24 protein-coding genes are annotated in these 23,331 nt (G+C 56.8%); 16 read left to right on the forward strand and 8 right to left on the reverse strand.

The annotated features are described in order from the left end of the window. The 3 genes from ABLU87_RS11325 to patD are packed head-to-tail and all read left to right on the forward strand — an operon-like array spanning window position 1 to window position 3,176. Complete coding sequence (locus tag ABLU87_RS11325; RefSeq protein ID WP_014229232.1) at window positions 1–930, forward strand: ABC transporter permease; 930 nt, start codon at window positions 1–3, stop codon at window positions 928–930. Then, window positions 920–1,726 (forward strand): ABC transporter permease, encoded by an 807-nt coding sequence (locus ABLU87_RS11330; RefSeq protein WP_014229233.1) that lies wholly within the window; start codon window positions 920–922, stop codon window positions 1,724–1,726. The genes ABLU87_RS11325 and ABLU87_RS11330 overlap by 11 nt, the downstream gene beginning before the upstream one ends. A 22-nt stretch (window positions 1,727–1,748) precedes the next feature. Further along, the gene (gene patD / locus ABLU87_RS11335; RefSeq protein WP_122117600.1) at window positions 1,749–3,176 is read left to right on the forward strand and encodes an aminobutyraldehyde dehydrogenase; all 1,428 of its coding nucleotides are present in this window, start codon (window positions 1,749–1,751) and stop codon (window positions 3,174–3,176) included. A 356-nt stretch (window positions 3,177–3,532) separates the two neighbouring features. Here patD and ABLU87_RS11340 read toward each other — a convergent pair whose 3' ends face one another. Then, window positions 3,533–3,655, reverse strand: a complete 123-nt coding sequence (locus ABLU87_RS11340) for a small membrane protein (protein ID WP_004138919.1) — start codon at window positions 3,653–3,655, stop codon at window positions 3,533–3,535. Window positions 3,656–4,214: 559 nt separating this feature from the next. Here ABLU87_RS11340 and ABLU87_RS11345 point away from each other — a divergent pair. After that, complete coding sequence (locus ABLU87_RS11345) at window positions 4,215–4,499, forward strand: hypothetical protein (protein WP_122117599.1); 285 nt, start codon at window positions 4,215–4,217, stop codon at window positions 4,497–4,499. Between the two features lie 52 nt (window positions 4,500–4,551). Here the strand turns inward: ABLU87_RS11345 and yncL are convergent, their stop codons facing one another. Then, window positions 4,552–4,644 (reverse strand): stress response membrane protein YncL, encoded by a 93-nt coding sequence (gene yncL, locus ABLU87_RS11350; RefSeq protein WP_004101822.1) that lies wholly within the window; start codon window positions 4,642–4,644, stop codon window positions 4,552–4,554. Window positions 4,645–4,841: 197 nt separating this feature from the next. On the opposite strand from yncL, the gene ABLU87_RS11355 reads away from it, so the two are divergent. The 3 genes from ABLU87_RS11355 to ABLU87_RS11365 all read left to right on the forward strand — a co-directional run bounded on the left by ABLU87_RS11355 (window position 4,842) and on the right by ABLU87_RS11365 (window position 7,194). Then, complete coding sequence (locus tag ABLU87_RS11355; RefSeq protein WP_122117598.1) at window positions 4,842–5,015, forward strand: GhoT/OrtT family toxin; 174 nt, start codon at window positions 4,842–4,844, stop codon at window positions 5,013–5,015. A 71-nt stretch (window positions 5,016–5,086) separates the two neighbouring features. Beyond that, entirely contained in the window at window positions 5,087–5,857 is a 771-nt protein-coding gene (locus ABLU87_RS11360; protein ID WP_122117597.1) for an alpha/beta hydrolase, read from the forward strand. An 80-nt stretch (window positions 5,858–5,937) separates the two neighbouring features. Further along, window positions 5,938–7,194, forward strand: a complete 1,257-nt coding sequence (locus tag ABLU87_RS11365) for a putative acyl-CoA thioester hydrolase (RefSeq protein ID WP_122117602.1) — start codon at window positions 5,938–5,940, stop codon at window positions 7,192–7,194. 3 nt (window positions 7,195–7,197) lie between these two features. On the opposite strand, the gene ABLU87_RS11370 is transcribed toward ABLU87_RS11365, so the two are convergent. Then, window positions 7,198–8,631, reverse strand: coding sequence for an aldehyde dehydrogenase (locus tag ABLU87_RS11370; RefSeq protein WP_122117596.1), 1,434 nt, complete (start codon window positions 8,629–8,631; stop codon window positions 7,198–7,200). Between the two features lie 269 nt (window positions 8,632–8,900). Between ABLU87_RS11370 and ABLU87_RS11375 the strand changes: the two genes are divergently transcribed. Beyond that, window positions 8,901–10,499 carry an ABC transporter substrate-binding protein gene (locus ABLU87_RS11375; protein ID WP_048263602.1) on the forward strand — a complete coding sequence of 533 codons (1,599 nt, stop codon included), beginning with the start codon at window positions 8,901–8,903 and terminating at the stop codon, window positions 10,497–10,499. Between the two features lie 17 nt (window positions 10,500–10,516). Further along, window positions 10,517–10,750, forward strand: coding sequence for a DUF2526 family protein (locus tag ABLU87_RS11380; protein ID WP_014229241.1), 234 nt, complete (start codon window positions 10,517–10,519; stop codon window positions 10,748–10,750). Window positions 10,751–10,758: 8 nt separating this feature from the next. On the opposite strand, the gene ABLU87_RS11385 is transcribed toward ABLU87_RS11380, so the two are convergent. Together ABLU87_RS11385 and ABLU87_RS11390 are read right to left on the reverse strand one after the other, a co-directional pair. Further along, window positions 10,759–11,208 carry a DMT family transporter gene (locus ABLU87_RS11385; protein WP_348870700.1) on the reverse strand — a complete coding sequence of 150 codons (450 nt, stop codon included), beginning with the start codon at window positions 11,206–11,208 and terminating at the stop codon, window positions 10,759–10,761. Beyond that, a complete protein-coding gene (locus tag ABLU87_RS11390) occupies window positions 11,205–11,723 on the reverse strand; it encodes a GNAT family N-acetyltransferase (RefSeq protein WP_014838395.1) in 519 nt (172 codons plus the stop codon). Before ABLU87_RS11390 ends, ABLU87_RS11385 begins: the two co-directional genes overlap by 4 nt. A gap of 511 nt (window positions 11,724–12,234) precedes the next feature. On the opposite strand from ABLU87_RS11390, the gene ABLU87_RS11395 reads away from it, so the two are divergent. The 3 genes from ABLU87_RS11395 (at window position 12,235) to ABLU87_RS11405 (ending at window position 15,371) form a co-directional block, all read left to right on the forward strand. After that, the gene (locus tag ABLU87_RS11395) at window positions 12,235–13,530 is read left to right on the forward strand and encodes a porin (protein WP_116280057.1); all 1,296 of its coding nucleotides are present in this window, start codon (window positions 12,235–12,237) and stop codon (window positions 13,528–13,530) included. A gap of 162 nt (window positions 13,531–13,692) precedes the next feature. Beyond that, window positions 13,693–14,268, forward strand: a complete 576-nt coding sequence (locus tag ABLU87_RS11400; protein WP_009652267.1) for an XRE family transcriptional regulator — start codon at window positions 13,693–13,695, stop codon at window positions 14,266–14,268. 65 nt (window positions 14,269–14,333) lie between these two features. Then, on the forward strand, window positions 14,334–15,371 hold the full coding sequence (locus ABLU87_RS11405; protein ID WP_025107882.1) for an NADP-dependent oxidoreductase: 1,038 nt from the start codon (window positions 14,334–14,336) through the stop codon (window positions 15,369–15,371). Window positions 15,372–15,413: 42 nt separating this feature from the next. Here the strand turns inward: ABLU87_RS11405 and rihA are convergent, their stop codons facing one another. Further along, window positions 15,414–16,349, reverse strand: coding sequence for a pyrimidine-specific ribonucleoside hydrolase RihA (rihA, locus tag ABLU87_RS11410; protein WP_025107881.1), 936 nt, complete (start codon window positions 16,347–16,349; stop codon window positions 15,414–15,416). Window positions 16,350–16,642: 293 nt separating this feature from the next. Between rihA and ABLU87_RS11415 the strand changes: the two genes are divergently transcribed. Next, on the forward strand, window positions 16,643–16,942 hold the full coding sequence (locus ABLU87_RS11415; protein WP_025107880.1) for a DUF406 domain-containing protein: 300 nt from the start codon (window positions 16,643–16,645) through the stop codon (window positions 16,940–16,942). Between the two features lie 73 nt (window positions 16,943–17,015). Here ABLU87_RS11415 and pqqU read toward each other — a convergent pair whose 3' ends face one another. Continuing rightward, complete coding sequence (gene pqqU, locus ABLU87_RS11420; RefSeq protein WP_183129357.1) at window positions 17,016–19,127, reverse strand: TonB-dependent receptor PqqU; 2,112 nt, start codon at window positions 19,125–19,127, stop codon at window positions 17,016–17,018. A gap of 263 nt (window positions 19,128–19,390) precedes the next feature. On the opposite strand from pqqU, the gene ABLU87_RS11425 reads away from it, so the two are divergent. Further along, window positions 19,391–20,452, forward strand: coding sequence for a YncE family protein (locus ABLU87_RS11425; protein WP_014229249.1), 1,062 nt, complete (start codon window positions 19,391–19,393; stop codon window positions 20,450–20,452). A gap of 232 nt (window positions 20,453–20,684) precedes the next feature. Next, the gene (locus ABLU87_RS11430; RefSeq protein WP_009652277.1) at window positions 20,685–20,906 is read left to right on the forward strand and encodes a YgdI/YgdR family lipoprotein; all 222 of its coding nucleotides are present in this window, start codon (window positions 20,685–20,687) and stop codon (window positions 20,904–20,906) included. A 45-nt stretch (window positions 20,907–20,951) separates the two neighbouring features. On the opposite strand, the gene ansP is transcribed toward ABLU87_RS11430, so the two are convergent. After that, window positions 20,952–22,412 carry an L-asparagine permease gene (ansP, locus tag ABLU87_RS11435; RefSeq protein ID WP_025107878.1) on the reverse strand — a complete coding sequence of 487 codons (1,461 nt, stop codon included), beginning with the start codon at window positions 22,410–22,412 and terminating at the stop codon, window positions 20,952–20,954. Between the two features lie 268 nt (window positions 22,413–22,680). Here ansP and ABLU87_RS11440 point away from each other — a divergent pair, with 268 nt between their 5' ends. Continuing rightward, window positions 22,681–23,220, forward strand: coding sequence for an AAA family ATPase (locus tag ABLU87_RS11440; protein ID WP_122117782.1), 540 nt, complete (start codon window positions 22,681–22,683; stop codon window positions 23,218–23,220). Window positions 23,221–23,331: the final 111 nt, after the last annotated feature.

Consider the following 23,331-nt stretch of genomic DNA (forward strand, 5'->3'; position numbering starts at 1 on the left):
ATGACGATGGCGATTCCGTCCGCCACCACCGGGCGCGTATCCGCGCTGTTCTGGCGTAAACCCTCGCTGGCCCTGTTTTTGCTTCTGCTTGGCCCGCTCATGTGGTTTGGCATTGTCTATCTGGGATCGTTGCTGACCCTGCTATGGCAAAGCTTCTACACCTTCGACGATTTCACCATGTCGGTCACTCACGACCTGACGCTGGCCAATCTGCAGGCGCTGTTTAACCCGGCGAACTACGACATCATTATCCGTACCCTGACGATGGCGCTGTCGGTGACCGTCGCCAGCGCGATTCTGGCCTTGCCTATGGCCTGGTACATGGCCCGATATACCCGGGGCAAGATGAAGGCGTTTTTCTACATCGCCGTGATGCTGCCGATGTGGGCAAGCTATATCGTCAAAGCCTATGCATGGACGCTGCTGTTGGCGAAAGATGGCGTTGCACAGTGGTTCCTGCGCCATCTTGGCCTGGAAAGCGTACTGAGCATGGTGCTGACGATCCCGGCGGTCGGCGGCAATACGCTATCGACGTCCGGACTGGGGCGCTTCCTGGTGTTCGTCTATATCTGGCTGCCGTTTATGATCCTGCCGGTGCAGGCCGCGCTGGAACGCCTGCCGCCATCATTGCTTCAGGCCTCCGCCGATCTGGGCGCTCGTCCGCGCCAGACCTTCCGCTACGTGGTGCTGCCGCTGGCGATTCCCGGCATTGCCGCAGGCTCGATTTTTACCTTCTCCCTGACGCTCGGCGATTTTATCGTTCCGCAGCTGGTGGGGCCGCCGGGGTTCTTTATCGGCAATATGGTCTATTCCCAGCAGGGGGCGATTGGCAATATGCCCATGGCGGCGGCGTTTACCCTGGTGCCCATCGTGCTGGTTGCCCTTTATCTGGCGTTTGTGAAACGTCTGGGAGCGTTTGATGCACTCTGAACGCGCACCGCTGCTCCTGAAAGTGGCAACCTGGGGAGGGGTGATCTTTCTCCATTTCCCGCTGCTGATTATCGCGCTCTATGCGTTTAATACCGAAGACGCCGCCTTCAGCTTTCCGCCACAGGGCCTGACGCTACGCTGGTTTAGCGAAGCAGCGGGGCGCGGGGATATTATCGATTCCGTGACGTTGTCACTTAAAATCGCCGCGCTCTCCACCGCTATCGCTCTGCTACTTGGCACGCTGGCTGCAGGTGCGCTATGGCGCAGCACGTTTTTTGGCAAGAACGCCGTCTCGCTACTGCTGCTGTTGCCGATAGCACTACCCGGCATTATCACCGGACTGGCGCTGCTCACTGCCTTCAAGGCCGTCAATCTGGAACCCGGATTGCTGACGATCGTCGTGGGGCATGCGACGTTCTGCGTCGTTGTGGTGTTTAACAACGTCATTGCCCGCTTTCGCCGGACCTCCTGGAGCCTGGTGGAGGCGTCGATGGACTTAGGCGCCACGGGCTGGCAAACCTTTCGCTATGTGGTGTTGCCCAATTTGGGTTCGGCGCTGCTGGCGGGAGGCATGCTGGCGTTTGCCCTGTCGTTTGATGAAATTATCGTCACCACGTTCACCGCCGGGCACGAGCGCACGCTGCCGCTCTGGCTGCTCAATCAGCTCGGACGCCCGCGCGATGTCCCGGTGACCAACGTGGTTGCGCTGCTGGTGATGCTGGTGACGATGATGCCGATTCTGGGGGCCTGGTGGCTCACCCGTGACGGCGACGTCAGCGCTGAAAACGGAAAGTAAAATATCGATACAGGATAATGCTATGCAAAATAACCTTTTAATTAACGGTAAGTTAGTGGCTGGAGAAGGCGAGACCGTGCCGGTGTTTAATCCCGCCACCGGTGATGAGATCCTGTCGATTGCTGAGGCCACGGCGGCGCAGGTAGACGCTGCGGTTGAGGCCGCGGATCGGGCCTTTGTTAGCTGGAGTCAGACCACGCCGAAGTTCCGCGCCGAATGTCTGTTGTCGCTGGCGGACGTGATTACTGAACATGCGCAGGCGCTGGCTGAGCTTGAATCGCTCAACTGCGGTAAGCCGCTGCACTGCGTGGTCAACGATGAGCTACCGGCGGTCGCCGATGTCTTCCGCTTCTTTGCCGGCGCGGCCCGCTGTCTGCCGGGCATGGCGGCGGGTGAGTATCTCGAAGGCCACACCTCCATGATTCGCCGCGACCCGGTTGGCGTGGTGGCCTCCATCGCGCCCTGGAACTACCCGCTGATGATGGCGGCATGGAAGCTGGCCCCGGCGCTGGCGGCAGGCAACTGCGTGGTGATCAAACCCTCGGAGATCACCCCTTTAACGGCACTCAAACTGGGTGAGCTGGCAAAAGACGTTTTCCCGGCCGGGGTGCTTAACGTGCTGTTTGGCCGCGGCGCCACGGTCGGCGATCCGCTGACCGCTCACGCGAAGGTCCGCATGGTGTCGTTGACCGGTTCGATCGCCACCGGCGCGCATATCATCGGCCATACCGCATCGTCGATTAAACGTACGCATATGGAACTGGGCGGGAAAGCGCCGGTTATCGTCTTTAATGACGCGGATATCGACGCGGTGGTGGAGGGCGTACGGACCTTTGGATTCTATAACGCCGGCCAGGACTGTACCGCCGCCTGCCGGATTTACGCCCAGGCCGGAATTTATGACCAGCTGGTGGAAAAACTCGGCGCCGCGGTCGCCAGCCTGAAGATGGGCCCGCCGGAAGACGAAACGACCGAGCTGGGGCCGCTGAGCTCGCAGGCGCATTTGGACAGAGTCTGCGCCGCCGTCGATGCCGCCCGCGCGCTACCGCATATTCAGGTGGTCACCGGCGGCAGCAAAGCGCCAGGCAACGGTTACTACTATCAGCCGACGCTGCTGGCGGGCGCGAAGCAGGAAGATGCGATTGTCCAGCGCGAGGTCTTCGGCCCGGTGGTCAGTATTACCTCATTTCATGACGAAGAGCAGGCGCTGAGCTGGGCCAACGATTCGCAGTATGGTCTGGCTTCGTCGGTCTGGACCAGGGACGTCGGCAGGGCGCATCGCCTGAGCGCGCGTCTGCAGTATGGCTGCACCTGGGTTAACACCCATTTCATGCTGGTGAGCGAAATGCCGCACGGCGGGCAGAAGCTTTCGGGCTACGGCAAGGATATGTCGATGTACGGTCTGGAGGATTACACCACGATCCGGCACGTCATGATTAAGCACGGATAGGACGCGTTCGTGATAATCGCGAAGCGGACAGATTACCCTGCTAATAGTTAGTCATAGCAAAAAAAGCTAAAACGGAAGCGCTGGTTTATGAGAATATTCTCATGCCCCTTCAAGAGCTAAGCCATAATGAGTGCCGGAGATAAGCGCCGGATGGGGCTGGTACCCCCCAGGGTGCAGGATGCACCCTTAACGGGACACTGCAACGATTGATAATGATTCGTAAGCCCCTGCATGATATGCAGGGGCTTTTTGTTGTACGGTCGCTGCGGGTTTGTTACTGCGAGTGCGCCTGATATCGTAGCGTCATCAATTTATTCCGTATCAGGTCATCTGGTTTTTCGAAAAAGATTATCAGACTAACGTTTTGTTTTTTTGCTCGGTAAACTCGCCTGGCGACGTTCGCGAACATAGGAAAAAAGATTATAAATTGCAGCAATGAGTAAAATAAGCGCCACAATGAGAACGGCGATTCCGGACATGTACCACCTCAAAAATAAATGAGTAAAAAACAAGCTTCGCATAACTTGTGATTATGAATGTATGATTTTGTGCTAAATAACGCAAATGATATTTCTTATCATTTAAAACCGGGCGGGGATGTCTGGCTGTTTGCTTTCGTTGTAATCTACTGATATATAGATTATTTCTAATTATGGATTCATTCTACTGCAATCATGGCTGCCCTGGAACCTGCTAATAATGATGATCGCATACCGGCATCGCGTCCAGGCGAGTATAAAGAACAGTAAACAATTCCCCACCGGTATGAAAAGCGCCTTTGTTTTTCACTGTACCGTTAAGCGTAGGTGGTCGTGCCGGGATGATATTAAGGCCCGGCATTAACCCTATTAATAATCATGTTATTGATATCGGCAGATGAAATTATTATGCCTGCGATCGGCAATATAAATCCGGTGAAATTTATTCGCGCGCGATAATCTTTAGATTCTGCGTAATTGTAATATTTATGTTAAATATTACGCATATCCAGGACGTGGATAAGAGAAAGGACGCAGGTTTGACTTTCTATAGCCGCTCATGCGAACATTCGGCGCAATTTGTTGCTTCGAAGTTGATATTGTTTTGAAAAAAATAGCGTGTTTCCTTTTTGTGGCCTGCGCCACGGCGATGCTTTACGGGAATTTTCCGGCCAAACAGATTATGGGCTGTGAAGAGCAGGGCGTCGCGGAACCGGTCTGCATGGCGGCCGCATGGGATAGTGAAAAAGTCGATCTTTTACCGGCCTGGAATCCCGACGTCCAGAAGCTGATTACCGCGCAAAAGACCCTATCTGCTGCGGAGCCCGGGTCTTCCAAATCGTAAAAAAGCAGCCTTCATGGGCTGCTTTTTTAGGTTTCATTGCTGAGTAAAATCGCTAAAACCAACCAAAACGAACGGATAACAGGCCGATAAGCGCAAGTGCCGCGCCGACATTTATCAGAAGGACGGTTTTGCTGGAAACATCCATAACGCCACCTTTATAAATAAGCCTCTACATTTATAGTACGAGCTCAAAGTTTGCGCTATCGGACAAAGACGAATCGGGCGTTTTTCTGAAATTAACCCTGTTACCTGTTTTAAAATACCATAATCTCTGACGCACTCTGGGGGTGCGAAAAGGCATCGCGGTCGGCGAAAATGCCAGTCAGGGAAGGAAGAAGAAAAATGACGTTATACCAGAAAATGCTGATTTTTTACGGAGTTATGGGCTTCATCTGCGCGGTAATCAGCTGGTTCTTAACGAAAGAGAGCCGCTTGATCCGCCTGCTGGCGGCGCTGTTGATTGGTGCGACATGGCCGTTCAGTTTTCCCATGGCGCTGCTGGTCTCCCTGTTTTGAGGGAAAAACTGATGGCTCACTCTTGGTTATGACTGTATAAAAAAACAGTCATCACTCACGGAGCCTTTTCGATGCTTGGTTTTTACTCTTCTCAGGCTGGCGCTATAGTGCGCTGGCTCGACCTGCCCGGTCGCGGCGACCCTGTTGTTTTTATCCACGGCCTGGGCTGCGCCTCGACCTATGACTATCCGCGCGTTGCCGCCGACCCGGCGCTGGCCGGGCGGCGAATGATTCTTGTCGATTTACCCGGTTTCGGCTACAGCGATAAACCCGAGTCCTTCGGCTACCGTATTGGCGATCAGGCCGGGGTGGTGGCTGAGCTGCTGGACCGCTTAGGGCTTGAGCGCTGCTATCTTTATGGCCACAGCATGGGGGGCAGCGTCGCGATTGAAGCGGCCGAGCGGCTCGCCGGACGGGTGCGGGCGCTGCTGGTGGCCGAGCCTAATCTCTATCCCGGGGGCGGAATGTACAGCAGACGTATCGCCGAACAAACTGAAGAACGCTTTATTGCTCGCGGCTACACCGACATGCTGTCCGCCGACGCTTCGCCGTGGGCCGGCTGTCTGCAAAACAGCGCCCCCTGGGCCGTGTGGCGCGGCGCGACCAGCCTGGTGAAGGGCGTTAATCCCTCCTGGTTTAGCCGCTTTATCCACTTATCCTGTCCTAAGGCTCTGATATACGGTGAAGATTCGCTACCGGCCCGGGAAGCGACGGATAGCGAAGCCGCCGGGATCCCGCTGCTGGTGATACCCCAGGCCGGGCACTCAATGGCGTGGGAAAACCCATCGGCGCTGGCCCGTACGCTGGCCGATTTTTACTCCGCCATAGAGGCAGAAACCTGATTCGTGATCGCTGCATATAAAAAGAAACTATATTTCATTTATTTTGATATATGGTTTCTTTTATTCGTGGCGAGCGTGAAATGCGAAAAATCACTATCCTGGGTATCTCGGCTTTACTCTTTACACCGCTGCTTCTGCAAGGGTGCGCGACGCAAACTCCCCGCGGGACGACCTCCCGTCCGCAGCTTACGGCGGCAGAAGCGGCAACCTTCACCATTGAGCGCTATTTTGCGCAAGGCGGCGCGTTAAGTGCCCCCGATGGCCCCTGGTCGCCATCGCCAGTTCACCTCCCGCAAACCGAGAGCGCGTGGCGCGTGGCGCCGTCGGGAGCGCCGTTCACCCGCATTCAGCAGGCGGTTAACGCGGCAATAGACCAGCATGGGGCGCAGGAGGCGCGCATCTATATCCGCATCGAACCGGGCATCTATCGGGAGACGGTCTATATCCCTGAAGGCGCGCCGCCGATAACCCTCTACGGAGCCGGAGGTCGTCCTGAAGAGGTGAGAATTGAGCTGGCAATAGACTCACAGTTCTCGGTAGCGCGCTATCGCCAGCGGGTAAATAGCCAACAGCAATACCGCGAAGGCGATCCGGCATGGTATCAGTATGCGCTGTGCGCCGGGCGAACCAGCAAGACGATAGGCACCAACTGCGCGGCGGTGGTCTGGTCGCAAAGTGCGGATTTTCAGCTGCTGAATCTCAGCGTAGCCAATAGCCTGCTGGATACCGTCGACGGTGGGACGCATCAGGGCGTGGCGCTGCGGACGGACGGCGATCGCGTGCAGCTGGAGAACGTCCGCCTGCTCGGACGTCAGGACACGCTCTACGTAAATACCAGCAATCGGCGCAATGAGGCGGTAACCGACCGTATCAGCCGGGTATACGTGAAAGACAGCTACGTCGAAGGGGATGTGGACTACGTCTTTGGCCGGGCGAACGCCGTTTTTGATAACGTCCATTTTCACACCGTCTCAACGCGCCGCTCGCCCGAGGCATACGTGCTTGCGCCGAATACGTTGCCGGATAATCCATACGGCTTTCTGGTGAAGAATAGCCGCTTTACCGGTGACGGCGGCTATCAGGGCAACTTCAAGGCGAAGCTGGGCCGCGCCTGGGATCAGGGGGCGGGGAAGACCGGTTATTTAGCGGGTAAAACCGCTAACGGGCAGGTGCTTATTGCCAACAGTACTATCGATCAAAGCTACGATCGGCTTTCCCCCTGGGGCGCTGCGGCCACCACCGCCCGGCCGTTCCGCGGCAACACTTCCGCAGAACGGCAGCTTGATGATGTTGCCTTCAATCGCCTGTGGGAATTCAATAACCGCTGGCAGCCCTGAGGCTTAAAACGGGAGCTCGCGCGGGACCGTTTGCAGCGTTATCCAGCGTAGCTCGGTAAACTCGGCAATTCCCGCGCGTCCGCCAAAGCGGCCGTAGCCTGACGATTTGCAGCCGCCAAACGGCATTTGCGCTTCGTCGTGTACGGTGGGGCCGTTGATGTGGCAAATGCCGGTTTGCAGATTTTGCGCCAGGTTCCACGCCCTGGCGCTGTCCCGGCTGTATATCGCCGACGAGAGGCCATATTCGCTTTCATTGGCGACGGCCAGCGCTTCGGCTTCGTCCTTAACGCGAATAATCGATTTCACCGGACCGAACGACTCTTCATGCCAGATGCGCATTTCCCGGGTGACGCCATCAAGCAGGGTGGCGCGCATTTGCGTCGAATCGGATAGGCCGCCGGCCAGCAGGCGCACCCCCTTCGCCAGCGCGTCCTCTATCAAGGCATTGCAGCGGGTGACGGTCTTCATGTCCACCACCGGGCCGAGCAGGCTGGCGGGCAGGGCGGCGGCGCGTCTGGCCAGCTGCGCCACAAACGCTTCCGCGACGGTCGCGTCAACGATGATGCGCTCGGTGGACATGCAGATTTGTCCGGCGTTGGCGAATGCGCCAAAAATTGCGCCTGCGGCGGCCTGTTCGAGATCGGCGTCATCCAGCACCAGCAGCGGCGCTTTGCCGCCGAGTTCCAGCACCGCGGGTTTCAGATGTTCGCCGCAGGTGCGGGCGATTATCCGTCCCACCGGCGTGGAGCCGGTGAAATTGATGCGGCGTACGGCGGGGTGGGCAATCAGTAACTCCACCAGCGCAGGCGCGTCGGCGGGGGCGCAGGTCAGATAATTGACCACGCCCGCGGGAAAGCCTGCCGCCGCCAGGGCATCGATAATCAGCCCCTGGGTCGCCGGTGAAAGCTCCGCGCCTTTGAGGATAACCGTATTTCCGCAGGCCAGCGGCGTGGCGATAGCGCGGGTCGCGAGGATTAATGGCGCGTTCCACGGCGCCATGCCAAGCACCACGCCTGCGCCCTGGCGGATGCCCAACGCCAGGTTTCCCGGCACGTTGGAAGGGATCACCTGGCCCTCAATTTGTGTGGTCAGGGCGGCGGCTTCGCGCAGGATATCAGCGGCCAGATGAACGTTAAAACCGGCCCAGTGCGCGGTGGCTCCCGTTTCCGCCGCCATCGCGGCGATAAATTTCGCCTCACGGCGCAGCATCTCTTCCGCGGCCTCCAGCAGGAGACGTCGGCGCTCGGCGGGTACCGTATCGCGCCACTGCGGGAACGCCGCGCCGGCGGCAGCGGCGCAGCGGCGGGCGTCCGCCAGGCTGGCGGCGCTGGCAACGGAGGCGCGTTCGTGCGTGAGCGGATTATCGCGGGTAAAGGTGGCTTGACCTTCAGCATCATGCCACTGGCCGTTGGTGTACAGATTGCAGGTTATTGTCATTATTGGCTTCTCCTGGCGTTACGATTTGCCGAGTGTATCGGGTTGCGCCGCCGCGCGGTGGCGGTCGGGCGGTTATCGCCCGCTTTTTTCGTAACTTTGCGCAGGGTTCACATTTATGAAGAAGTTCGATGACGCCAATTGAGAGGATGTTGAATTTATCGTCGAAAACGCGGTTTTTAGCATAACCTGATAGCAATTGATTATTTGCCGGTTGAATTCTCCTGTGCTGTTATTAAAGGACTTATAACAAATTCATAAGGCTTATAACCATGTCTACAGGGAAAACGTTTCTTGCGCTGGCGTTGAGCGCGCTACTGCCGGCGGCAGGCGCCTGGGCGGCGGGCAACGATACGCTGGTCTATTGTTCCGAAGCTTCGCCGGAATCTTTCAACCCGCAGATTGCCAGCTCGGGCCCATCTTTCGTCGCCAGTTCCCAGGTGCTTTATAACCGCCTGATAAACTTTGACCCGGTCAAAAATACGCCGATTCCCTCGCTGGCCACCGAATGGCGCGTCTCCCCGGACGGTAAAACCTGGACTTTCACCCTGCGTAAGGGCGTGCAGTTCAACAGCAACAAATACTTCAAGCCGACCCGTGATTTCAACGCCGATGACGTGCTGTTCTCGGTGCTGCGGCAGAAAGATGCCAGCCATCCGTACCATAATGTTTCCCAGGGACATTACGAATACTTCCACGACGTTGGGCTGGATAAGCTGATCAAAGACGTCAAAAAAATCGATGATTATCACGTGCAGTTTGTGCTGAACGAGCCGAACGCGGCGTTCCTCGCCGACTGGGGAATGGATTTTGCGTCGATTCTGTCTGCCGAATATGCCGATGCGATGCTGAAAAAAGGCACCCCGGAGTATGTCGATACCTGGCCTATTGGTACCGGACCCTACGCGCTGCAGCAATATAAAGCGGATTCGCTGATCCGCTATGTCGCCAACCCGCACTACTGGGACGGTGACGTGCCGACCAAACACCTGATTTTCTCGATCACACCGAACGTTGAGACGCGGCTTGCGAAGCTGCAAACCAATGAATGCCAGATTATCCCTGCGCCGTCGCCGGTACAGTTCCCGGTGATTAAGGGCAATAAAGATCTGGCGCTGCATGCGGTTGAGGCGCTCAACGTTGGCTATCTGGCCTTTAATACCGAGAAAAAGCCGTTTGATAACGTACTGGTGCGCCAGGCGCTGAACTACGCTACCGACAAGCAGGCAATCGTGAAAGCGGTCTTCCTGGACTCCGGCAGCGTCGCGAAATCGCCGATCCCCGCCAATATGCTGGGCTATAAGAAAGATCTGCCTGATTACGACTACGATCCGCAAAAAGCGAAAGATCTCCTTAAGCAGGCCGGGCTGGAAAAAGGGGCCGAGGTCACCCTGTGGTCGATGCCGGTGCAGCGGCCGTATAACCCCAATTCCCGACGTATTGCCGAGATGATTCAAAATGACTGGAGCAAGGTTGGGATCAAAGCCAAAATCGTTACTTATGAATGGGGTGAATACCTCGCCGGCATGCGCAAAGGCGAGCACGACAGCGCGCTGTTTGGCTGGATGTCTGATAATGGCGATCCGGATAACTTCGCCGGCACCCTGTTAAGCTGCGATAACATTAAAACCGGCTCTAACGTTGCCCGCTGGTGCGATAAATCCTACGATGCGCTGGTGAAAAAGGCTATCCTGGTCAGCGACCCGCAGGCGCGCGCCGGACTCTACGCTCAGGCGCAGGAGATTTTTCAGCAGCAGGCCCCCTGGATCACCCTGGCGACCGGTAACACCTTCTACGCGACGCGCAGCAACGTGAGCGGCTACAGTGTGAGCCTGATGGGCAGCGATTTTTCCAAAGTTAAACTCAATTAAGCCGGAAGGAGAGAAGCATGTCGCATCTGGATGAGGTCGTCGCGCGCGTGGACGCCGCGATTGCCGAAAGCGTTATTAGCCATATGAATGAACTGCTGATCGCGCTGAGCGATGATGCGGGGCTGGGGCGGGAAGAGCGCTACGTTCAGCAGCAGCGTTTGCGTAACGCCATCGCCCACCACGGCCGCCAGCAGCACGAGGAGCAGGAAGCTCGCCGGGAGCAGCTGACCCGCGGCGGCGAGATTCACTAGTTACGCCGCTAGAACTGGCGCCTGGCCACCAGCCCGGCGCCGATAACCAGCATCACCGCCCCGCAGAGCGGGCCAACCAGCGCGCGTAGCGGGACGTGGTGCGCGCGAATCAGATCTATCACTAAGCCCCCAACCAGCTGGCTGGCAATCAATACCGCAATCGTGGTTGCCGCCCCGACGTTCTGATAGCCGCTGATGCTGGCAAAGACAAAGAACGAGCCCAGCAGACCGGGAATGAGCGTCCACCACTTTACGCTGACTGCCAGCTCCTGAAACCCCGCCGCGCCGTGCTTAAGCAGCAGTATTGTCACGAAAATCACGATGCCGACCAGCGAGTTAAGCAGCATGGCGATCAGGATGGTCGATGCGGACTGGGTAATGCGCACCATCAGCGTGTTTTGCAGCACCAGCCCGACGCCAGCGGCGATTAAACAGGCCAGGGTCAGCGTTTGATTCATGCGCTGCCGTCCGGATCGCGGCGATCGTCAAGCTGCAGCTGCATAAAGGTCAGATCCAGCCAGCGGCCAAATTTCGTGCCGACCTGCGGCATCTGCCCGGTGGTGATAAAGCCCAGCGTTTCATGCAGATGCAATGAAGCCTCGTTTTGCGCTTCAATGCCGGCGACCATGACGTGTTTATTCAGCCGTTTCGCCTCGGCGATAAGGGCGACGAGCAGGCTGCGGCCCAGCCCTTTCCCCTGATGATCGGGGTGGACATAGACGGAATGTTCGACGGTGTGGCGAAAGCCGTCAAAGGCGCGCCAGTCGCCGAAGGAGGAGTAACCGGTAATCACCCCGTTTTCTTCGCTCACCAGCACGGGATAACCGGCTATCTGCCGGGCTTCGAACCAGGCAATACGGTTGTCGGTATCGACGGTTTTGTCGTTCCAGATGGCGGCGGTATGGACGACCGCGTGGTTGTAGATTTCAGCGATTGCCGCGCAATCGTCTTTGCTGGCATGGCGGATGCTCATGGTAACCCTCAGGTTTGTACACTATAGTAGTACGATATTATTACAATAATGTACACAAGGCTGTCATCTGTTTTAGCCATAAATTTTTCCTCTGGCCGGCCGGGTCCGTTGTGTGCGATGACTGCGCGACCCTGGCTTGCCTGCGCAGAAACATCATTCATATTTATATTTCATGATTGGAGGATTTATTAAATGTATTACTGTTAATCTGCCGTCATATTTTACATTTTTATTTACCGGATTTGGATTTTCCTGACATGCAGAAAAGAAATTACTTTTATCATAACTCCTTGATTATATTGGTGATGATGTAAATCATTGTGATGGCAGTCCGCTTTTTATTTTCACCCAATAGAACTAGTCTAACCCCTGAAGATATATTTCGGTTAAGCAGAGTGCATGTCGAGAAGTTATTCAATGTGGCTCTGTTGGATTTTATATAACGATATTCTGTTTACACTATTATGCGTATTTATACGCAGGGAATGATTTTGCTAACAAGGGTGAAGCAATGGCGCGTACACAAAATATGAAGAAATTAATGCCGTCAATATTGGCAATGGCCATGGGGGCTATATTGGGCAATTCCGCTATGGCGGCTGAAACCACCGCGCTACAGGCAGCACCGGCTTATACCGCGACGCAGACTAAAGGGGAGACGCTGTGGAGCAATGACGATACGGCAATCGGTATTTTAGGATCCGTACGTTTAATGGCCAAAACGGACTCTAATCATACTCAGGAACATAATATACAGAATAATGACTCGCGGCTGGGGGTTGCCGTGCGGCATAATTTTGACCTGAACGGCCTGAGTAATTATGCCGTCGGTTATTATGAGACCGGCGTTCATGGTTTAGATTCCGCCACCGATGACCAGGGCAATGATGTTTATACCCGGCAGGCTTATGCCGGTATTGGCAATGACCGCTATGGCGTGGTGACCTTCGGCAAACAGTATGCTCCCACGGACTGGGGGCTGGGTATTGATACGACTTATGCCTGGGGCGGTAAAGCGAAACATGATACCGCCGGAATGTCGACGGATATTATTAATTCCGCGGCAATCTATTATTACAATGATAAAGATATGACGATTGGCGTCATGGGGCAAGGTAATGACAACGTCGACAGCATCGGCTTTGCGGCCTACGGCGATGGACCGAACCTGCATGATGCTTACCGCGATGGTTCAGCCACCGTTCACGGCGGCGCCGCGGTTGCCGCGCAGTACCGTTGGGATAACGGCTTCTCCGTCTCCAGCGCGGTGGCGTATAACAATTACACGGTAAATAGCGGGTCAGTCAGCGGCTGCCAGAATTTTGGCCCGAATGGCCACTGTTTTAATTACACCGATAATAACGGCGATGCCTATGACGGCAATACTTATAGCATGGGCATGAACGCGAAATATACGACAAGCGTTGGCGATCATGCCTGGTATAACGGCGCGGAAGTGACTTATTACCTCAATAAAGTGAATGATGTTACAGCGGCGACCAGCGGCCATTACGAACATAATAACCAGCAGGGGGATGACCAGGAAACGGTTCTCGGTCTGGAATATGACTCGCAATTTAAAATCACCCCGGCCTGGGGCGTGTACGTTGATTTTAACTGGTCGCAGGGCGGCGATGCGATGGAGGGACAGCACTTCCAGTCGACGGTATTGGGTACCGATTACTGGCTGGGGAAAAACGCGGTGACTTATCTTGAATACGGCTACGAAAAAGCCTGGGGCAACGATAATGAAGCGTGGAATATTGACGACAATCTCGGCGCAGTGGGGCTGCGCGTCTTTATCTGACGGGCATTTTCTTTTCATTTATGGTCTTGAGGGTGCTTTAGTTAACGGATTGCATCCTTTTCTGCCTTGCCCGGCGGTGTATTACGTCGGGCCTTTTCACGATAATCGCCGCTATCGGCGTCTGGTTGTAGAAACAGTAGGGCTACACTATAGTGTCACGTTATGAATACTATAGAAGACAACCTCAACCAGCGCATCAGCGCACGCATCCGAATCGAGCGGGAATCCCGCGGCTGGTCGCTCAGCGAACTCGCCGAGCGGGCTGGGGCGTCGCGGGCGATGATCCACAAGATCGAGCGCGGCGAAAGCAGCCCGACGGCGTCGATGCTTGGACGACTTTCCGGCGCCTTCGGCATTAGCATGTCGACGCTGATCGCCAGGGCGGAGATGCAGGAAGGCAAGCTGCTGCGTTTTGCTCATCAGCCGGTGTGGCACGATCCGCAGAGCCACTATCTTCGGCGTCACGTTTCCCCGCGTAGCGACCTGCCTATCGATCTGGTGCAGGTGGAACTTCCGGCTGGCAGCGACGTTCCTATGCCCGCGTCATCCTATGCGCTGGCCCGGCAGCTCATCTGGCTACAGCAGGGCGAACTGGTCTTTCTCGAAGGCAATGCGCGCCACGAAATGCAGGCGGGGGATTGCCTGGAGCTCGGGCCGCCGAACGACTGCCGCTTTATTAATGAAACCACGCAGCCCTGCGTCTATCTGGTGGTCCGGCTCAATCAATCTGCCTCATAATGTCAATGCGCGTTGCCGGGAAAGCAGCTAGCCTCAATACAGACTTGTCAAAAGAGGAGTTTGTTATGGCTTTCAATCCGCAACGCCACCGCCGCTGGCTGCTGGCATCCCGTCCGCACGGCGAGCCGACCGGGGAAAACTTCCGCCTGGAAGAGGGTGAGGTCGCTTCTCCCGGGCCGGGACAGCTACTGCTGCGCACCGTCTTTCTGTCTTTAGATCCCTATATGCGCGGGCGGATGAGCGACGCTCCTTCCTATTCGCCGCCGGTCGCCGTTGGCGCGGTGATGGTGGGCGGCACCGTGAGCCGCGTCGTGACATCGAACCATGATGATTATCAGCCCGGCGACTGGGTGCTTGGCTACGGCGGCTGGCAGGATTATGAACTCTCCGACGGCAGCGGGCTGGTGAAGTTAGGCGAGAGCCCGGAACACCCTTCCTGGGCGTTGGGGATCCTCGGCATGCCGGGCTTTACCGCCTATATGGGGCTGCTGGATATTGGTCAGCCGAAAGCGGGTGAAACGCTGGTGGTCGCCGCCGCCACCGGGCCGGTTGGCGCAACGGTCGGACAGATTGCGAAGCTGAAAGGCTGTCGTACGGTGGGCATCGCGGGCGGCAGCGAGAAGTGCCGCTATGCGGTAGAAACCCTCGGCTTCGACGCCTGTATCGATCACCGCGCGCCCGATTTCGCCGTCAAACTGCTTGAAGCCTGCCCGCAGGGGATCGATATCTACTATGAGAACGTCGGCGGGAAAGTGTTTGATGAAGTGCTGCCGCTGCTGAACACCTCGGCCCGCGTGCCGGTTTGCGGCCTGGTCAGCGGCTACAATGCCACCGCGCTGCCCGACGGCCCGGATCGTTTACCGCTGCTGATGGCGACAATCCTCAAAAAACGCATCCGTATGCAGGGCTTTATTATCGGCCAGGATTACGGGCACCGGATTGCCGAGTTCCAGCAGGAGATGGGGCGCTGGGTGCAGGCAGGGAAAATCAAATACCGCGAGCAGGTGGTTGACGGCCTGGAGAACGCGCCACAGGCGCTCATCGGTCTGCTGAAGGGCGAGAACTTCGGTAAAGTGGTGGTTCGCGTCTCTCCTGACGAGTAGCTTTTTCCCGGCAGGCATCGCGCCTGCCGGTTTTATGATGATTTACGCGTAAAACGCCAGCCGCTCCGCCAGCAGGTCAACAAACGCCTGGCGATCGACATCGAGCATCACCGTTGCGTTCGGCTTCCTGCCGGTCAGATTGTAGAAATCGACCACGGTCATTCCCTGGGTATATTTCCCCTGCGTTTCCACGCCGACCCAGCGTTCAACGGTGGTAAACATCTCCGGCTTCAGCAGCCAGGCAATGGTGCACGGGTCGTGCAGCGGCGCGCCGACAAAGCCCCATTTCTCATCCTTATGGTACTCAAGGAAGAAGTCGAGCAGTTCGGCGACGATGGTGGATATCGGGTTGCCAATGCGGCGGAAGCGCTCAATATCCTCAACGTGAATTTGCGCTTTATGGGTGACGTCTAACCCGGCCATCACCACCGGAATGCCGGACTGGAAAACGATCTCCGCCGCTTCCGGGTCGACGTAGATATTAAACTCGACCGCCGGCTGCCAGTTACCCAGCACCATCGCACCGCCCATTATCACGATGCGGGCAATTTTGGCATGCAGTTCAGGGTGGCTGTTGAGCAGCAGGGCGACGTTGGTTTGCGGGCCGGTTGCGACGATGGTGACCGGCTCGGCGCTGTCGCGCAGGGTTTTGGCCATCAGCTCGACGGCGGTGCACGTCTGGGCGGCAAAGCCCGGTTCCGGCAGCGCCGGACCGTCAAGACCGCTCTCGCCATGCACGTTATCGGCGATAATCAGCTCCCGCATCAACGGCTTGAGCGCGCCGCCGGCTACCGGAATATCCGGGCGCTTAAGCAGGGTGAGCATCCGCAGGACGTTGCGCAGGGTTTTGTCCGGGGTCTGATTTCCCGCGGAAGAGGTGACGGCTTTAACATTGAGTTCGGGTGAGGCGAGGGCAAGAACGAGGGCAATCGCGTCATCATGACCCGGATCGCAATCGATAATCACTGGCAGTGCCATAGCAGCTCCTTGTTGGCGTTATTTTGTGACAAGGGTAACGCCGTAAAGCGGTATAGACGAGGCTTAGCGCAGGATAGTGTGATGACGTGCACGATTGAGCGCCGATATCGCGCGACGCCTTGCCAATCTATCTGCCTGATCCTTGCGCAATCAGGGGGTAGCCATGCGGTGGCGCAAAAAGTCGCTTCTCGCGGAGGCCTATAATGATCAAACGACTCAACCATACAAATATTCATGGTTTGCTTTCCGCCAACGGATTCTTATTCTAAAGAAAACTTCAAGAGGTAACCGCAATGAAAGATGTTGTAGATAAATGCAGTACCAAAGGCTGCGCCATTGACGTGGGCTCGATTATTGATAATGAGGACTGCGTCTGGCGGGTAGAGAAAAACTTCGCCAGCCGCGAAGAGGCCGAGTCCACCATCGCGGCCGTCCGCGAACGTGCCCTGGCCGCCGCGCCCGCCAGCGAGCCGCCGCAGGTCGACTATACCATCGTGGCCGCCGGCGATGAGGCAAAGCTTGAGGCTTCGATTGCCTTCTCCTGCCAGGCGGAAAAGATCATTTTCGAATTGTCGTTAAGAAACGTGATTTAACGCCATCGAGCATCCACGGCTAACCCTCAACAGGATCCTGCAAGCGATCCCGTTGAGGTCCCGCAATTAAGCGTTACTCAAACCGCCATGCCAGATTTAGACCGATACCGTAATTACGGCCCGGCGCCGGTTCGTAGTAGCGGCCGTTGGATTCGTTAACGATAACCGAGCCCGCGTAGCTGCGGTCGAACAGGTTATCGACGCGGCCAAACAGATCCATATCCATTTTGCCGTAGCTCCATTTATAGCCGGTCGTCAGGCCGACCACCGTCCAGGATGGGGCTTTGGCGGTATTCTCATCGTTAGCCATAATATCGCTCATATAGCGAATATCGCTGCCCGCGTACCAGCCTTTTTCGGGCTGGTAGCCAAAGGAGGCATAGCCCATGTTGCGGGCGATCCCCGGAATGCGATTGCCTTTACAGCTGGCATCATCACAGACGTTGGTACGATAGGTCGCATCCAGCCAGGTCCAGGCCGCTTTTAAACGCCAGCTCTCGCCGAACTGCTGATCCAGCCCCAGCTCCATCCCCTGGCGACGGGTTTTCCCGGCGTTTTTGTAGCTTGTACGCCCGCCGCTGCTGGCGTCGACGACAATCTCATTGTCGGTGTCGGTCTGGAACAGCGCGGCGGTCAACAGGCCGTTGCCGATACGCGCCTTGCTGCCAATTTCAACGGTTTCGTTGGTGGACGGCTGCAGGCCAAAGTTCAGCCCGCCCTGGTCGCCGGAGCGATAGGAAAGCTCATTGATGGTCGGCGTTTCGAAACCGCGGCCGGCGGAGACGTAGACGTTCCACGCGTCGGTTACCGCATATTTCAGCGATCCTGCCGGCAGCCATTTATGATAGCTGGCCTCGCCGCTGTCATCGCCGTTGCCCGGCGTAATGTAATAATCGTTGGAATCGAACCAAACCGAGCTGTAGCGCACGCCCGCGTCCAGAGAGAGTTTCTCGGTGAGCTGCCACTGGGTTTGCAGATAGGGATCGACGTTCCACATCAGGTTACGCTCGTTGCGGCGCAGGTCTCCCTTTTCACCGTACTGCGGCGCGCCGTCGCTCATAACAAAGTTTTCGTAACCTTTGCGGCGCTCGCTCATGGTTTCGTAATCAAGACCGGTGGTAAAGGTGACCGGCACCAGCAGCTCGCCGCGGTGGGTCCAGCGGGTATCAATTCCCTGGTAGTGACGCGTCAGGTCGATAACGCCGCCAGCATGGGTGGGTTTGAGCTGCGGAGCGCGAGGAATCGATTGATACTGGGTGGTTTCACGTTCCCCGGCGTACATCATCACGCTCAGATCGTCCTGCTCGCTCAGCTGTCGCTCGTAGCGTAAACCGGCCTGGGTCTGTTTGATGGTTTTGCGGGTATTGTACTCATCGCCTCTTGGCGACTGGCGCGGATTATTTTGCCATTCGTCGTAGCTCAGGCCGCCCGCGTCATTAGCTTTAATATCCACGCTGTTAAACAGCAGGGTCAGCTTACTGACGTCATTGATGCGCACGCCGAGCTTCGCGTTGGCAAGATTCTTACGCGCGCCGCTATGGTCGCGGGAGCCGTGGGTGGTGAAGCGGTTGGTGGAAACCACGTAGTCGACGTCGCCCGCGTGGCTGCCGTCGCCCACCGCGCCGGTCGCTTTCATACCGTAATGCCAGGTGCCAAAGCTGCCGTAGTAGCTGCTGGCTTCGATAGTGGGCGGCTGGCTTCCGGTCTGGCTGGTGGCGTTGATCACCCCGCCGGAGGAGTTACCGTACAGGGCGGAAAAAGGCCCGCGCAGCACCTCGAGCGAATCGAGGCTGCCAATATCAATATTCGAGGTTTGCCCCTGGCCATCGGGCATGGTGGCCGGGATACCGTCGACGTAAATACGCAGCCCGCGCACGCCGTAGGTGGAGCGGGACCCGAAGCCGCGAATCGAAAGCTGCAGATCCTGCGCGTAGTTCTGGCGGTTTTGCACCTGCAGTCCCGGTACCGCGCCCAGCGACTCGGAGAGGTTTACCCGCGGCGCGGCCTGGCGCATCTCATCGCCGTTAACCACGCTAACGGCGGCGGGGGTATCGAGTTCAGAAACCGCCGACGGCGCGGCGGTAACCACCATGGTCTGTTCAGCGGCGAGAGCGGTGGGCCCTGCGGAGACCAGCGGCAAAAGCAGAGCGGGGAGCGCGGCGGCGCGCACGGAAAGGATTTTCATCAAAGTTACTCACAAAACGAACCAAACGGAACATATGTATATATGTTAGCTCTTTTGTAAATTTTTTGAAAAGACTTAACGGAATTTGAGTTAACAAATAGCAAGAATTGCGTGATGTCGAGAACGCTACGGGTAATTAACGCTCCACATTGCGATAAATAATGATTACTATTCGCATTCCTAAGAAGAGCGCAAAGCGATGATTTTGCGCCCCGGAAGCACTGTCGAGCAGGCATATATTTGTTTTATCAAAGGGAGTCGTCATGTCATTACGTCATCTGTCCGCGCCGCGTCTGCGCCGTTCACTGTTGTTAACTTCGTTACTGCTGGCGGGGAGCTTTAGCGCCCACGCGGCGGAAGAAATGCTGCGCAAAGCCGTCGGCAAGGGCGCATACGAAATGGCCTATAGCCAGCAGGAGAATGCGCTGTGGGTGGCCACCTCGCAAAGCCGTTCGCTGGATAAAGGCGGTATTGTTTACCGTCTCGATCCGACGACTCTCGAAGTCACGCAGATTATTCATAACGATCTGAAACCCTTCGGCGCGACGATCGATAACGCCACTCAGACCCTGTGGTTTGGCAACACCACCGACAGCACCGTCACCGCCATTGATGCTAAAACCGGGAAAGTGAAAGGGCGTCTGGTGCTTGACGCCCGCCAGCGCAGCGAAACCGTACGTCCGCTGGCCCCGCGCGAGCTGGCGGTCAACGAGAAAACCAACACCGTCTACATCACCGGGCTGGGTAAAGAGAGCGTGATTTGGGTGGTGGATGGCGACAAGCTAACGCTGAAAGACACCATCGCCAATACTGGCGCAATGGCGACCGGCCTGGCGCTGGACGCGGAAGCGAACCGTATCTATACCACCAATGCCGACGGGGAACTGGTGACTATCGACAGCACCAGCAACAAAATCCTGTCGCGTAAAAAGCTGCAGGATGATGGCAAAGAGCACTTCTATCTCAACCTGAGCCTGGATACCGCCGGACATCGCGCCTTTATCACCGACGGTAAACAGCCGGAAGTGCTGGTGGTCGATATTCGCGATGGCAAAGTGCTGGAGAAAATCGCCGCGCCGGAGTCCCTGGCCGTGCTGTTTAACCCGACCCGCAATGAAGCCTACGTGACGCACCGTAAAGCCGGTGAAGTGAGCGTGATCGATGGTAAGACCTACAAAGTGGTCAAGACCTTCAAAACGCCGACTCATCCGAACAGCCTGACGCTCTCCGCCGATGGTAAAACGCTGTACGTCAGCGTGAAGCAGGAGTCGACGCGTCAGAAAGAGGCGACCCAGCCGGATGACGTTATCCGCATCGCGCTGTGATCCTGACGGGAGGGGGCAACCTCTCCCGCCATCAGAGCGCTCGCACTGCAGCCGGGTGGCGGATTACGCCTCACCCGGCCTACAAAATGCACTGTTTTCTGTCTGCCCGAAAACCGCACCCATCCAGATATCACCCTCTGTTACAAACACTTATTAGCCTGATAAATGTAATGGCTATAAACTTACGGCTTTCCTGCGCAAGCGGGACGGTGGCATTAATCCTGGAGAAAAGATGAAAAAATCATTAATGGTTGTTTGCGCCGGCGCGATGCTGGCTCTTCTGGCGGGCTGTAGCTCAAACTATGTCATGACGACAAAAAGCGGGCAGACTATCGTAACGCAGGGCAAGCCGAAGCTGGATAAAGATACCGGAATGACCAGCTATACTGATGAGTCGGGCAATAAGCGCCAGATTAACAGCAGCGATGTGGCTCAGCTGGTGGAAGATAATTAAGTTGTGCGGTTGCGGTTTGCCCGGTGAGGCAAACCGCAAAGTGATTTATTGCTGTTTTTCAATATTCGGCGCGGTGCTATGAATGTCATGCACGCGCTTGCGCACGCCAAACCAGCCGGCGACCAGCAAAACGGCAATCAGCGGAAGCGAACCGATGGTATAAGTCCCATTCGGATAATCGAAAGCCATTAATACCAGCACGCTAAGCAGGAACAGCAGGGTCAGCCAGGAGGTGAAGGGCGCACCCGGCATCTTGAAGCTAACGTCCGCCGCTTTGCCTTCCTTGATCGCCTTACGCAGGCGCATCTGGCACACCACAATAAAGCCCCATGAAGCGATAATCCCCAGCGACGCGACGTTAAGGACAATTTCAAATACCTGCGAAGGCACCAGGTAGTTGAGGAATACCCCAACGACATACACCGCCAGCGTAGCCAGAATCCCGGCGTAGGGCACGTGGTGGCGGCTCATTTTCGACATAAACTTCGGCGCCGAACCGCCCATCGACATGGAGCGCAGAATACGCCCGGTGCAGTAGAGGCCGGAGTTGAGGCTGGAGAGCGCGGCGGTTAACACCACGATATTCATCACGCTGCCGATATACGGCACGCCCAGCTTCGAGAAGAAGGTGACAAATGGGCTCTGCCCGGCCTGATAGGCATTCCACGGTAGCAGCAGCACCAGCAGCAGCACGGAGCCAACGTAGAACAGACCAATACGCCAGATAACGCTGTTAATGGCGCGCGGCACCATGGTCTGCGGATCTTTACACTCGCCAGCGGCGGTACCCACCAGTTCGATAGAGGCGAAGGCGAACACCACCCCCTGTACCAGCACCAGCGCCGGCAGCAGGCCGTGCGGGAACAGGCCGCCGTTATCGGTAATCAGGTGGAAACCGGTGGCATTGCCATCCAGCGGCTTTCCGCTGCCAAGAAAAATAGTCCCGACCACCAGAAACGCGACGATCGCCAGAACTTTCACCAGCGCGAACCAGAACTCCATCTCGGCGAACCATTTCACGCCGATCATGTTCATGGTGCCGACAATCGCCAGCGCGCCGAGGGCGAAGACCCACTGCGGAACGTCGCCAAACGCGCCCCAGTAGTGCATATACAGCGCGACGGCGGTGATATCGACGATCCCGGTCATCGCCCAGTTGATAAAGTACATCCAGCCCGCAACGTAAGCCGCTTTTTCGCCGAGGAACTCGCGGGCGTAGGAGACGAAGCTGCCGCTGGAGGGGCGATGAAGCACCAGCTCGCCCAGCGCGCGTAAGATAAAGAACGAGAAGAGGCCGCAGACCAGATAAACCAGCGCCAGGGCCGGTCCGGCCATCTGCAGGCGCGCGCCCGCGCCGAGGAACAGGCCGGTACCAATCGCGCCGCCGATGGCAATCATCTGCACCTGACGGTTGCCCATCGCCTTGTGGTAGCCCGACTCCTGCGAGTTCAGCCAGTGGCGTTTGGCAGCGTGCTGCTCCGCCACGCTAGAGTGTTTTGTATTCATTGATGTCGCTATTTTCCTGTCAATGTCCATGAAGTGGTTCGTGCTGCTGGCTCTCTCATCATTCTGAGGAATGAGATAAGCGAGCATGGCGGAGAATCCTACACGTATCGGAAAATGGACGCACGCAAAAGATTTGCGGACAGCACTTGCTTAAATATCAATGAGATCGGAAGCTTTTCGGCGTTCGCGCATGATGGGGAAATTTTGCTCATCGTTTTAACGTTATTGCGCTATTATTCTCCGCCCGCGTTTTGCCCGAGAGACCACGATGAAAATCAACGTAGTAGGGACCAGCGGCGTCGGCAAATCCACCCTCGCGCGTCGGCTGGCTCAGGAACTGTCACTGCCTTATATTGAAATGGATGTGCTCTACTGGCTGCCCGAGTGGCAAGGGACGCCGGACGATGAGTTCTACGCCAAACTCGCCGCCGCGCTCGCCGCGCCCGGCTGGGTGCTGGACGGCAACTATAACCGCAGCCGCCCGGTAAAATGGCGCGATGTGGATCTGGTGGTGTGGGTGGACTACAGCTTCTGGCGCACGATCCGCCAGGCGGTCCGTCGCGCGGCTTCACGCGCAAGCCGACGGCAGGAGCTGTGGCCCGGCACCGGCAATTGCGAAACCTTCCGCCGCTCTTTCTTTAGCCGGGACTCTATTATTCTCTGGACGCTGAAAACCTGGCGCAACAATCGCCGGCGTTACCTGGCGGATATGCAGGACCCGCAGTATCAACACATTCGCTTTGTTCGTTTACGCGACCAGCAGCAGACCAAGGCGCTGGTGCGCGAGCTTCGGCAGAATAGCCGATAATCCCCCGGCTCGCGCTGCGCGTAGCCGGGCTACCGGACCGCAGATTGTCGGTAACCCGTAGATACTGTGAACGCCTGCAACCATTTTTAGTTGCCGATACTTTCTCCGGCT

The organism is Klebsiella sp. CB_Kp196 (genome assembly GCF_040061575.1).
Classification (GTDB): domain Bacteria; phylum Pseudomonadota; class Gammaproteobacteria; order Enterobacterales; family Enterobacteriaceae; genus Klebsiella; species Klebsiella michiganensis.